The organism is Micromonospora echinofusca, assembly GCF_017614955.1.
Lineage (GTDB): Bacteria > Actinomycetota > Actinomycetes > Mycobacteriales > Micromonosporaceae > Micromonospora > Micromonospora echinofusca_A.
In genome coordinates this window covers 1-11904 of sequence record NZ_WVUH01000232.1, presented here as the reverse complement: position 1 = coordinate 11904, position 11904 = coordinate 1, and the positions used below count along the sequence as shown (strand labels likewise).

9 protein-coding genes are annotated in these 11904 nt (G+C 71.7%); 7 read left to right on the top strand and 2 right to left on the bottom strand.

Going from position 1 to position 11904, the window contains the following annotated elements; genetic code table 11:
• Positions 1–50 precede the first annotated feature (50 nt).
• Both GSF22_RS22945 and GSF22_RS22940 read right to left on the bottom strand, forming a co-directional pair.
• Entirely contained in the window at positions 51–1070 is a 1020-nt protein-coding gene (locus GSF22_RS22945) for a TAXI family TRAP transporter solute-binding subunit (RefSeq protein WP_307804235.1), read from the bottom strand.
• Positions 1067–3253, bottom strand: coding sequence for a TRAP transporter permease (locus GSF22_RS22940; RefSeq protein WP_208815800.1), 2187 nt, complete (start codon positions 3251–3253; stop codon positions 1067–1069). The genes GSF22_RS22945 and GSF22_RS22940 overlap by 4 nt, the downstream gene beginning before the upstream one ends.
• Positions 3254–3918: 665 nt before the next feature.
• Between GSF22_RS22940 and GSF22_RS22935 the strand changes: the two genes are divergently transcribed.
• The 7 genes from GSF22_RS22935 to GSF22_RS22905 all read left to right on the top strand — a co-directional run bounded on the left by GSF22_RS22935 (position 3919) and on the right by GSF22_RS22905 (position 11693).
• The gene (locus GSF22_RS22935) at positions 3919–4851 is read left to right on the top strand and encodes an ABC transporter ATP-binding protein (RefSeq protein ID WP_208815799.1); all 933 of its coding nucleotides are present in this window, start codon (positions 3919–3921) and stop codon (positions 4849–4851) included.
• The gene (locus tag GSF22_RS22930) at positions 4851–5648 is read left to right on the top strand and encodes an ABC transporter permease (protein ID WP_208815798.1); all 798 of its coding nucleotides are present in this window, start codon (positions 4851–4853) and stop codon (positions 5646–5648) included. Before GSF22_RS22935 ends, GSF22_RS22930 begins: the two co-directional genes overlap by 1 nt.
• An 8-nt stretch (positions 5649–5656) precedes the next feature.
• On the top strand, positions 5657–6466 hold the full coding sequence (locus GSF22_RS22925) for an ABC transporter permease (protein WP_208815797.1): 810 nt from the start codon (positions 5657–5659) through the stop codon (positions 6464–6466).
• 107 nt (positions 6467–6573) lie between these two features.
• Entirely contained in the window at positions 6574–7620 is a 1047-nt protein-coding gene (locus tag GSF22_RS22920) for a YihY/virulence factor BrkB family protein (protein ID WP_208815796.1), read from the top strand.
• A 167-nt stretch (positions 7621–7787) separates the two neighbouring features.
• Positions 7788–8966: an ROK family protein gene (locus GSF22_RS22915; protein WP_208815795.1), complete on the top strand. Its 1179-nt coding sequence runs from the start codon at positions 7788–7790 to the stop codon at positions 8964–8966.
• On the top strand, positions 8963–10513 hold the full coding sequence (locus GSF22_RS22910; protein ID WP_208815794.1) for a sugar ABC transporter ATP-binding protein: 1551 nt from the start codon (positions 8963–8965) through the stop codon (positions 10511–10513). The genes GSF22_RS22915 and GSF22_RS22910 overlap by 4 nt, the downstream gene beginning before the upstream one ends.
• 52 nt (positions 10514–10565) lie before the next feature.
• A complete protein-coding gene (locus tag GSF22_RS22905) occupies positions 10566–11693 on the top strand; it encodes an ABC transporter permease (protein ID WP_208815793.1) in 1128 nt (375 codons plus the stop codon).
• The last annotated feature ends 211 nt before the right edge of the window (positions 11694–11904 follow it).

Sequence of the window (11904 nt, the reverse complement as noted above, 5' to 3'; positions counted from 1 at the left end):
GTGTGGCGGTGCCGGGCCCGGGGTGGGACGACCCCGGGCCCGGCTGCGGGTCAGCTGGCGCCGAGGTCGGTGAGCGCCTTGGTGGCGCCCCGGTGCAGGCCGACGGGTTCGGTCTTGCGGGCGGTGGTCAGGCTGATGCCCTTCGCCGCCGGGTTCGCCTGGACGAGCGCGTCCTGCTTGTCGAACACGGTCCGGGTGATCGCGCAGGCGACGTCGGCGTCGAGGTCCTTGCGGACCAGCAGCACGTTCGGCACCACGATGGTCGGGGTGTCGGCCGTGGTGGCGTACACGTCGGCTTTGATCGTGCCCGCCTGGTACGCCGGGTTCAGCTCGGTCATCCTCGGCAGCAGCGGGCTGATGTCGATGAACTTCACCTTGTCCCCGGCGGTGGTGAACAGGTCGGTGATGCCGCCGGTGGGCAGCCCGCCGGACCAGAACAGCCCGTCGATGCTGCCGTCCTTCATGCCGTCGACGGTCTTGGTCAGGTCGAGCCGCTGGGCCTGGACGTCCTTGGCCGGGTCGAGTCCGGCGGCGGTGAGCAACCGGTTGGCGATCACCTCGGTACCGGACTTCGGGGACCCGGTGGAGATCCGCTTGCCCTTCATGTCGGCGACCGAGGTGATGCCGGCGTCGGCCCGGACCACCACCTGCGTGTAGTTGTCGTAGATCCGGGCCAGCGCCTCGACCGGCTGGGGCGCGGTGAAGCTGCCCTTGCCCTGCACCGCGTTGACGGCGGTGTCGAAGAGGGAGAAGGCCACGTCGTACTTGCCGGCGACGAGCTGTTCGACGTTCTGCACCGACGCGCCGGTCTCGGCGGCGGTACCGGTGAGCTTGCCGCCGGTGGCTCCGGAGAGCTGGTTGGCCAGCGCGTTGCCCACCACGTAGTAGACGCCGGTGGCGTTGCCGGTGGCGATGCCGACCCGGGTGTCCTTCTCGACCTTGCAGGTGATCTCACTGGACGTGTCGTCCTTGGCGGCGCTGTCCTGCCGGCCGCCGCAGCCGGTGCCGGCGGCGGCGACGAGTGCGAGCGTGCTGGCGACGACGGTGAGTCGTACGCTGGTTCGCCTCACGTGGTTTCCTCCCTCAGGTTCGCCGGGTTCCCGGCCTGCGGGCCGCCGGTTCTCGCGGCGGCTCCGCGTCGTATCACGCATCCCGTCACCACCAGTGCGGCGAGTGCGGCGCCGACGGTGACGGGGACAGGTTCGAGCCAGAGCAGGGCCAGGCCGGCGAGGACGCCGAGCACCCGTTCCGGGGTACCGGCCGGTCCGACACCGGGCAGCCAGCCACCGGCGGCGACGGCCAGGACGGCCACGCTGAGCGCGGACGCGGCCGTGGCGAAGAGGATCTGCCGGGGGCCGCCGATGGCGAGCAGCCCGAGACCGGCCGGGGTGACGACGAACGCGATCGGCGCCAGGTAGGCCGGCAGCGCGTACCGCAGGGTCTGCCACATGGTCGGCACCAGCCGGCCGCCGGTGACCGCGGCGGCGGCGACGGCGGCGAGCGCGGTCGGCGGTGACGCCTCGGAGAGTACGGCGAAGTAGAAGACGAACATCGCGGCGGCGGGCGCGGCCACGCCCAGGTCGAGCAGGGCCGGGCCGATGATCACCCAGCCGATCACGAAGGAGGCGGTGACCGGGACGGCCAGCCCGAGCAGGGTCAGGGCGACGGCGGCGAAGACGGCGGTGAGGACGAGGACCACGGTCGGGTCGTCGCCGAGGGCCCGCGCCGCGTCGACGAGCATCGCGGCGGCCTGCACGCCCAGCCCGGTCTTGGTGGTGGTGGCGGTGATGATGCCGGCGGCGGCGCAAACCGCGGCCACGGCGAGGACCCCGCGTACCCCGGCGGCGAGGGCGGTGACCAGCCGGCGCGGGGTGAGCCGGTGGGCCCGGTCCAGGAAGGACAGCGCGACGGCCAGCAGGGTGGCGAAGACCACCGACCGGGTCGCGGTCATGCCCACCGCGAGGCAGCCGATGATGACGAAGAGCGAGGCGAAGTGGTAGCCGAACCGGGCGAGCAGCCGCCAGGGCGAGGCCACGTCGATGATCACCGGTCGGGCGCCGTACCGCCGGGCGTCGATCTCGACGGAGAGCAGGATGCCCAGGTAGTACAGGACGGTGGGGATGGTGGCCCAGGCCAGCACCCGCAGGTAGGACACGCCCAGGTACTCGGCGATGATGAAGGCGGCGGCGCCGAGGGTCGGTGGGGACAGGATGGCGCCGACCCCGGCGGCGGCGAGCATGCCGCCGGCCCGTTCGGCCGGGTAGCCGGCCCGCCGCAGGATCGGCCAGGTCACCGCGCCGATGCTCACCGTGGTGGCGGCGCCGGAGCCGGACACCGTACCGAGCAGGAAGCCGGAGGCGACGGCGGTGCGGCCGGCGGCGGTCCGGGACCGGCGGAACGCGGCGGCGGAGAGTTCGACGAAGAACCGTCCGGCGCCGGAGACGTCGAGGACCGCCCCGTAGATGGTGAACAGCACGATGTACGAGGCGGCCACGTCGAGCGGGGTGCCGTAGAAGCCGCTGTCGGAGTTGTAGAGGGCGTCGACGATCTGGTCGAAGTCCAGCCCGGCGTGGGCGACCGGCCAGGTCTGGGGCAGCAGCCCACCGTAGTAGCCGTAGGCGAGGAAGAGCAGGCAGACCGCCGGCAGTACCCAGCCGGTGGCCCGCCGGCACGCCTCCAGCAGCAGGAGCAGCAGCAGCGTGCCCAGCACCACGTCGACCGGGGTGAGCAGCCCCTGCCGGTTGAGGAAGGCGTCGTAGCCGCCGCTGGCGCCGGTCACCGTCACCGGGACCACCGGGTAGAGGCAGACGGCCAGGGCGAGCAGGGCGAGGGCCCAGTCGGGGACGGTCGGTCCGGTGCGGCCGGGCGCGGGTGTGGTGCCGTCGCCGGGGGCCGGTTCCGGTCGGCGGCGCAGCACGGTGGGTAGCCGCAGCCCGGCCGGGTAGGCGAGGAAGACCAACGGGAGGACGCCCGCCAGGAAGATGATCAGGTAGAACTTGCTGCCCTGGGGCAGCGGCCGGAAGACCTGCCAGAGGGTGAGCAGTGCGACGGCCAGGGCGGTGGTGGTGAGGAGTACGCCGACCGGTCCGGTGAGCACCCGACCGGGCTTCTCCTCCTCGAACTGGGCGGCCAGTTCCTGGGATTCGGCGGTGGCCCGGGCCACCGCGTCACCGGTGACCCGGTGGGTCGGTTCCCGGTCGGTCCCGTCCGCCCGGTCCGCGCTCCCGACAATGGCGGCGGTCGGGGTAACCACCGTTTCCGGATCGGTCGGGAGGGGGCCCTCGGAAGATCGGGTAGACGACACGAAGCGGCACGATACGCCTCTGACCAGCCGAGAGGAACATTGCCGTTGATGTTTACGTAAGCGTGATCAAAAAAATGAGAAACATTCTGCGCGGCAAAGGTTGCCGGTGGGTGTCCGGCCACCTCAGCAGGGTACGTCGAGGCGGAAGAACAGGGGTTGCGGTGCTGTCGCTGGGGTGTACCGGCACGGAATGGCGAGGGCTATCATCCGACCCCCCGGGCGCTTCCGGTAATGATTTCCGATTGCGGTGTGGAAAGAGGGCCGTAGGCGACCCTCAATGGGTGGGTGGCCATCGGGACGCCCCGTTCGCGGCGAGGGTCGGAGGGGGTCACCGGCTCTCGTCACGGACGGTTGCCGCCCGTCGCTGGCCCGCCCGCCCTGCTCGCCGCCTTTGCTCTGCTTCAGTAGCGGAAACACCCGCTTGAGCTGCGGGAATGTGAATCACTCGGGTTGTCGTCGGCTCGATTGCCGAGCACGGTGAGTCACTGTTTCCGGGATTGAAGCAGAGCAAAGGAGCGGAGTGGTCGGGCGGCGCTCGGCCGGGCTGTCCGGGGTGGTGGCCGGTCGGGCGAAACGGGGCGGCGTCCGGCCCGGGGTCCGTCTAGGGTCGGCGGGTGACCACTGCGCAGCCACTCATCCAGGCCCGGGGACTGGTCAAGCGGTTCGGCGACTTCACCGCTGTCGACGGCATCGACGTCGAGGTGCGTCCGGGTGAGGCGTTCGGTTTCCTCGGGCCCAACGGTGCCGGAAAGTCGTCCACCATGCGGATGATCGGGTGTGTCTCCCCGCCCACCGCCGGGGAACTCCGCATCCTCGGGATGGACCCGCGCCGGGACGGGCCGGCGATCCGGGCCCGCCTCGGGGTCTGCCCCCAGCTCGACAACCTCGACCCCGAGCTGACCGTCCGGGAGAACCTGACCACCTACGCGCGCTACTTCGGCATCCCGCGCCGGGTCGCCGCCCAGCGGGCCGCCGAGCTGCTCGACTTCGTCCAGCTCACCGAGCGGGCCGGCAGCAAGGTCGAGCCGCTCTCCGGCGGGATGAAACGTCGGTTGACCATCGCCCGCGCCCTGGTCAACTCCCCGGACCTCGTGCTGCTCGACGAGCCGACCACCGGGCTGGACCCGCAGGCCCGGCACCTGGTCTGGGAACGGTTGTTCCGGCTCAAGCGGCAGGGCGTGACCCTGGTGCTCACCACCCACTACATGGACGAGGCGGAGCAGCTCTGCGACCGTCTCGTGGTGATGGACGGCGGCCGGATCGTCGCCGAGGGCTCACCCCGGGAGTTGATCGACCGGTACTCCACCCGCGAGGTGGTCGAGCTGCGCTTCGTCGTCGACTCGCAGCAGGACGTCGCGGGGAAGCTCGACGGAATCGGCGAACGGGTCGAGGTGCTGCCCGACCGGATCCTGCTCTACGTCGCCGACGGGGACGCGGCGATGGCCCAGGTGCACGGCCGTGCCCTCGCCCCGGCCAGTGTCCTGGTCCGGCGCAGCGGGCTGGAGGACGTCTTCCTGCACCTCACCGGCCGGACCCTGGTCGACTGATGGACACCGTGGAGACACCGCGACGGCGACCGGCCGGGGTGGGGCCGGCGCTCGCGGTACTGGAGTACCACCTGATCGGGTACCGCCGGGTCTGGCGGGGCAGTGTGCTGTCGTCGTTCCTGCTGCCGTTGCTGACCGTGGTCGGCTTCGGGCTGGGCGTCGGGGCGTACGTCGACGGCGGCGTGGCCGGGGTGCCGTACCTCGACTACCTGGTGCCGGGGCTGATCGCCTCCACCGCCCTCCAGGTGGCGGTGGCCGAGTCGACCTGGCCGGTGCTGGGCAACTTCGAGTGGGTCCGGGTCTACGCCGGGCAGGCCGCCGCACCGCTGCGGGTGGCCGACATCCTCGGCGGCCACCTGGCGTACGTGCTGGTCCGGGTACTGATCAGCAGCGTGGTCTTCCTCGCCGTCGCGGCGGTCGCCGGGTCCCTGCACTCGCCCTGGGCGCTGGCCACGCTGCCGCTGATGCTGCTGCTCGGGCTGGCTGTCGCGGCCCCGGTCTTCGCCTTCGCCGCCTCGATCCCCAGCGACAACTACCTGGCGCTGCTGATCCGCCTCGGGGTGATCCCGATGACCCTCTTCGCCGGGGTGTTCTTCCCGGTGGAGTCGCTGCCGGTGGTGCTGCGCGGGTTCGCGTACCTCTCACCGTTGTGGCACGCGGTCGACCTGTCCCGGGCCGCCACGCTCGGTACCGCGCCGACCTGGTCCCTCCCCGGTCACCTGCTCTACCTCACCGCCTGGGCGCTGGTCGGCTGCGGGTTGGCCCATGCCCGGTTCCGCCGTCGGCTCGTCTTCTAGGAGGGTCCGTGGTAGGCGCTCTGCTGCCCCGGCTGGTCGGGCTGACCGCCGTGGCCCGCCGCTCGGCCTCGGTGACCGAACGCAACATCGCCACGTTGCGGTCGTCGTACTGGGTGGTGCTGATCTCCGGGTTCCTGGAGCCGCTGCTCTACCTGCTCTCCATCGGCGTCGGGGTCGGCGCGCTGATCGGGGAACTGCCGCTGCCCGACGGCAGCACCGTCCCGTACGCCGCGTTCGTGGCTCCGGCGATGCTGGCGGCGTCGGCGATGTCCGGTGCGCTGGCGGAGACGACCTTCAACTTCTTCGCCAAGATGAAGTTCATGAAGCTGTACGACGGGGTGCTGGCGACGCCGGTACGGCCGTTCGAGATCGCCCTCGGGGAGTTGGGCTGGGCGATGGCCCGGGGGGTGCTCTACTCCGCCGCCTTCCTGGGGGTGATGGTGGCGATGGAGCTGACCACGCCCACCCGGGCGCTCGCCGCCTTCCCGGCGGCCGTGCTGATCGGCTTCGCCTTCGGCGCCCTGGGCATGGCGGCCTCCACCTACATGCGTAGCTGGCAGGACTTCGACCTGGTGGGTTTCGTGCAGTTCACCCTCTTCCTCTTCTCCGGCACCTTCGTACCGGCCGAGGCGTACCCGGCGGTGCTGCGCTGGCTGGTCGAGGTCACCCCGCTGTACCGCGCGGTGGACCTGACCCGGGGGATCACCACCGGCTCCGGTGACTGGTCGCTGCTGCTCGACGTGCTGTACCTGCTCGGCGTGCTGGTACTCGGGTTGGTCGTCGCCGGTCGACGGATGGGACGGCTGCTCTACCGCTGACCGCTGACCGCCGACCGCTGACGGCCGACCGACGAGCGGGGCGGGGCATAGGGCGTGCCGGCCGGGGGCATAGGGGACGGGTACCCGATCTGCGAGGAGACCCGCCGATGGCCACCGAACAGCCCGCCGACCACCGGACGAACGGCGACCGGAGCGTCGACGCCGCCCCCGACCCGGAGCCGGTACGCCCGCCGGGTCCGGACGCGGGGCCGGACAGCCCGACCGACCTGTCCGGCGCGTCCTGGCAGGCGGCGCTGCGGCGGACCGTCCGCGAGTTCGGCGACGACAGCTTGACCGACTGGGCCGCCGCGCTCACCTACTACGGGGTGCTCTCCATCTTTCCCGGTCTGCTGGTACTGGTCTCCCTGCTCGGCCTGCTCGGCCCCCGAACCACCGAGGAGGTCCGGGGCACCATCGACGACGTCGTACCGCAGGAGAACGTCCGGCAGATCATCGAGGGCGCGATCGACCAGGCGCAGCAGAGCGGCGGTACGGCCGGACTGGTGGCGATCCTCGGTCTGCTCGGCGCCTTCTGGTCGGCGTCCGGGTACGTCGCCGCGTTCATGCGCGCCTCGAACAGCATCTACGACGTGCCGGAGGGGCGGCCGATCTGGAAGACCCTGCCGATCCGGGTCGGGGTGACCGCGGTCATCGGGGTGCTGCTGCTGGCCAGTGCCCTGATCGTGGTCTTCACCGGCCGGCTCGCCGAGGAGGTCGGTGGTGCCCTGGGCATCGGCTCGACGGCGGTGACGGTCTGGGACTACGCGAAGTGGCCGGTTCTGCTGCTGCTGGTCAGCCTGATGTTCGCCATCCTCTACTGGGCCTCACCGAACGCCCGGCACGGCGGGTTCCGCTGGGTCAGCCCGGGTGGGGTGGTCGCGGTGCTGATCTGGCTGGCGGTCTCCGGGCTCTTCGCCCTCTACGTGAGCTTCTTCGGCTCGTACAACAAGACGTACGGCGCGCTGGCCGGCGTGATCATCTTTCTGGTCTGGCTCTGGCTCAGCAACATCGCGATCCTGCTCGGCGCCGAGCTGGACGCCGAGCTGGAGCGGAGCCGGGCCATCTCGGCGGGACACCCCGCCGACGAGGAGCCCTACGTCCAACTCCGCGACGACCGCAAGCTGCGCAAACAGGGCAGCCATGACGGGCGGTAGTCAGCCGATCGGTCAGCGCGGACACATCTTTTGTTCGTACTAACAAAAGTTGGCACCGGATCGCCTGAAGCTCTAGACACGCGGTACGTAAGCCTCCTACTGTGTCGGACACAACACACCGATGTTTCGCCGGTGTGTCAGGAGTCCGAAGCGGAGGTGAGGTTCCGGTGCGTACGGCCGAACCACTGCACCTGCGGTTGCTGCGTCTGCTGCGCGACCACGGTGCGGTGTCCCGAGCCGAGCTCGCCGACCGGCTGGAGATCCCCCGGCCGCGTCTGCTGGCCGAACTGGACCGCCTGGTCGGCCTCGGCTACGTGGCCGAGGCGGGGCTGGCCGCCTCCCGGGGCGGTCGCCGCTCCACGCTGGTCGAGCTGAACCCCGAACTGCGGTTCGCCGCCGTCGACCTGGGCGCCAGCTCGGTCGACGTCGAGGTGGTCAACGGCCGCCTCGAACCGGTCGCCGCCTATGCCGAGGTCGCCGACATCCGGTCCGGCCCGAAGGTGATCCTGCACCGGGTCAACGAGCTGCTGCACAAGGCCCGGGTCGACGGCGCGTACGAGCGGCTGGCGGCGGTCGGGATCGGGGTGCCCGGCCCGGTCAGCTTCCGCGACGGGGTGCCGGTCTCCCCGCCGATCATGCCCGGCTGGGACCGCTTCCCGGTGCGCGAGCTGCTCACCCGCGAGCACGGCTGCCCGGCGGTGGTCGACAACGACGTCAACATCATGGCGATCGGCGAGCGGCACGGCGGGGTGGCCCACTCGGTGGACGACTTCCTCTTCGTCAAGATCGGCACCGGGATCGGCTGCGGCATCCACCTCGCCGGTGAGGTCTACCGGGGTACCGACGGCTGTGCCGGGGACATCGGCCACATCCAGGTCGACGGGCACGGTCCGGTCTGCTCCTGCGGCAACGTCGGTTGCCTGGAGGCCCGGTTCAGTGGTGCCGCCCTGGCCCGGGACGCCCTGGCCGCCGCCCGCAGCGGGGCCTCACCCGCGCTGGCCGAGCGGCTCGCGGCCCGGGGCGACCTCTCCGCCCGCGACGTCGCCGAGGGCGCCGTCGAGGGGGACGTCACCTGCATCCGGCTGATCCGCGACGGCGGTCGCCGGGTCGGTGAGGTCCTCGCCGGGCTGGTCAGCTTCGTCAACCCGTCGATGATCGTGATCGGCGGTGGCCTCGCCCAGCTCGGCCACGTGCTGCTCGCCGAGATCCGCAGCGTCGTCTACCGCCGCTCCCTGCCGCTGGCCACCGGCAACCTGCCGGTGGTCCTCTCCGAGCTGGGGCCCCGGGCCGGCGTCGCCGGTGCCGCCGTACTCGCCAGCGACGTGGCCTTCGGGGAGGCGTCATGACCACCGACCCGACGACCGGATCCGGTACGAGCGAGATCGTGCTCCGGCTGACCGACGTGGTGAAGACCTTCCCCGGGGTACGGGCCCTCGACGGCGTGCAGCTGGAGGTCCGGGCCGGCGAGGTGCACTGCCTGCTCGGCCAGAACGGCGCCGGCAAGTCCACCCTGATCAAGGTGCTCTCCGGCGCCCACCGCCCGGACTCGGGGCGGGTCGAGTGGCTCGGGCAACCGGTCGCCTTCGCCAACCCGCAGGCCGCCATGCGCGCCGGCATCGCCACCATCTACCAGGAACTCGACCTGGTCGAGGACCTGTCGGTGGCGGAGAACGCCTTCCTCGGGCACGAACCCCGCCGGCTCGGGTTCGTCCGGCGGGGGCAGATCGCCCGACGTACCCGGGACATCCTGGGCCGGCTCGGCCACCCGGAGATCCCGCCCGGCCGGGCGGTCCGCAAACTGCCCGCCGCCGGTAAGCAGATCGTCAGCATGGCGCGGGCGCTCTCCCACGACGCCCGACTGATCATCATGGACGAACCGAGCGCGGTGCTGGCCCACGACGAGGTGGGCAACCTGTTCCGGATCATCCGGGAGCTGACCGCCCAGGGCATCGCGGTCATCTACATCTCGCACCGGATGGAGGAGATCCGCGAGATCGGGGACCGGGTCACCGTGCTCAAGGACGGCCGGACCACCGCCGCCAACCTGCCGGCCCGGACCACCCCCACCCGGGACCTGGTCAGCCGGATGACCGGCCGGTCCATCGAGTACGTCTTCCCGGACCGCCCGGCCGCCCCGGCCGAGTCGACCGAACTGCTCCGGGTGGACGGGCTGGGCCGCGACGGCGAGTTCGCCGACGTCTCGCTCAGCGTCCGGGCCGGTGAGATCGTCGGCATCGCCGGGCTGGTCGGCTCGGGCCGGTCCGAACTGCTGGAGACCATCTTCGGTGCCCGGCGCGCACACACCGGCACGGTGCGGATCGCCGGTCGTGCCCTGCGCCCCGGCAGCGTCGGTGCCGCCGTCCGGGCCGGGCTGGGCATGGCCCCGGAGGAACGCAAGAGCCAGGCCCTGCTGCTCGGCGAACCGATCTACCGCAACGTCACGCTCGCCACCTTCAGCCGGTACGCCCGGCTCGGGTTCACCCGGGCGGGGCGGGAGGTGGCCGAGGCGGACCGGATCGCCGGGACGCTGGAACTGCGCCCCCGGGACGTCCACCGGCCGGTACGCACCCTCTCCGGCGGCAACCAGCAGAAGGTGGTGGTCGGGCGATGGCTGCTCGGCGACACCCGGCTGCTGCTGCTCGACGAACCGACCCGGGGGGTCGACGTGGGTGCCCGGGCGGAGCTGTACCAGGTGATCCGGGCGCTGGCCGCCCGGGGGGTCGGGGTGCTGCTGGTCTCCAGCGAGGTCCCCGAGGTGCTCGGCCTGGCCGACCGGGTCCTGGTGATGCGGGAGGGCCACGTGGTACGCGAGGCACCGGCCGGCGAACTGGACGAAGACACCGTGCTCGACCTCGTCATGGCGGGGTCCCTCATGGAAGGAGTGCCCGCGTGAGCGCGACGGACGCGCCCGCGTGGCCCCCAGACACTGACGAAGGACGGTACACATGAGTGCGACCCCCACTGCGGACGCGCCGCGCCCGACAGCGGACCTGCCGGACCCGGCGCCGCCCGCCGGACCGACCGGGCACGGGGCGGTGGCCCACGGCGCCACCCGGGCCGGCCGGCTCTCCTGGTGGCGGGGGGACGCCGGGGAAGGGGCCCGGCGCAACCTCGGCCTGATCGGCGTACTGGTGGTGCTGATCGTGATCGGCATCGCGACCCGGCCCGACCTCTACGGTGACTCCCGCTGGGTCTGGGAGAACGTACTGACCATCCTCAAGCTGGCCTCGGTGGTCGGCGTGGTCACCGTCGGGATGACCTTCGTGATCATCGGTGGCGGCATCGACCTCTCGGTCGGTGCGATCGTCGCCCTGGCCGGGGTGTGGGCCACCACGCTCGCCACCCAGAGCTTCGGCGCCGGCGGCATGATCTTCACCGCGTTGACCGTCGGCCTCGCGGTCGGCCTGGTCAACGGGGTGCTCATCTCCTACGGTCGGCTGGTGCCGTTCATCGCCACCCTGGCGATGCTGGTCGCGGCCCGGGGTCTGGCCGCCGAGATCTCCGACAAGCAGACCCAGGTGTCGAACAACACCACCATCAACGACATCGCCGCCGCCAAGCTGCTCGGCATCCCGCTGCTGGTCTACATCCTCGCCATCGTGGTCGCCGCCGGCTGGGTCCTGCTCAACCGGACCACCTTCGGCCGGCGTACCGTCGCCGTGGGCGGCAACCCCGAGGCGGCCCGGCTCGCCGGGATCAACGTCAAGCGGCACACCGTCCTGCTCTACGCCCTCTCCGGGCTCTGCTGCGGCATCGCCGCGATCATGCTCACCGCCCAGGCCACCTCGGCCCAGGCGGCGATGGCCAACCTCTACGAACTCGACGCGATCGCCGCCGCGATCATCGGCGGCACGCTGCTCAGCGGCGGCCGGGGCACCATCGTCGGCTCGCTGCTCGGCGTGATCATCTTCTCCACCATCACCAACCTGTTCGCCATCAACGGCCTCTCCACCGAGGCGCAGAACATGGTCAAGGGCGGGATCATCGTGGCCGCCGTCCTGATCCAGCAGTTCCAGTTCGGCAGCCTCACCCGGTTCCTCGGCCGCAACCGGCCCACCGCCGCCAAGGTCTGACCACCGCAACGCCTCCCGGCGACGTCGGCTCCTGCGACGTCCGCCCGGCCCCGTGCACCCTCTTCCGCCCCTCACCACCCCCGATACCAGGAGGTCGTCATGACCCAGCACAGTCGTGACCTGTCGCGTCGCCGGTTGCTGTTCGGCACAGCCGCGATCGGCGCGGGCGCCCTGCTCACCGCCTGCACCAGCAACGAGGCCACCCCCACCC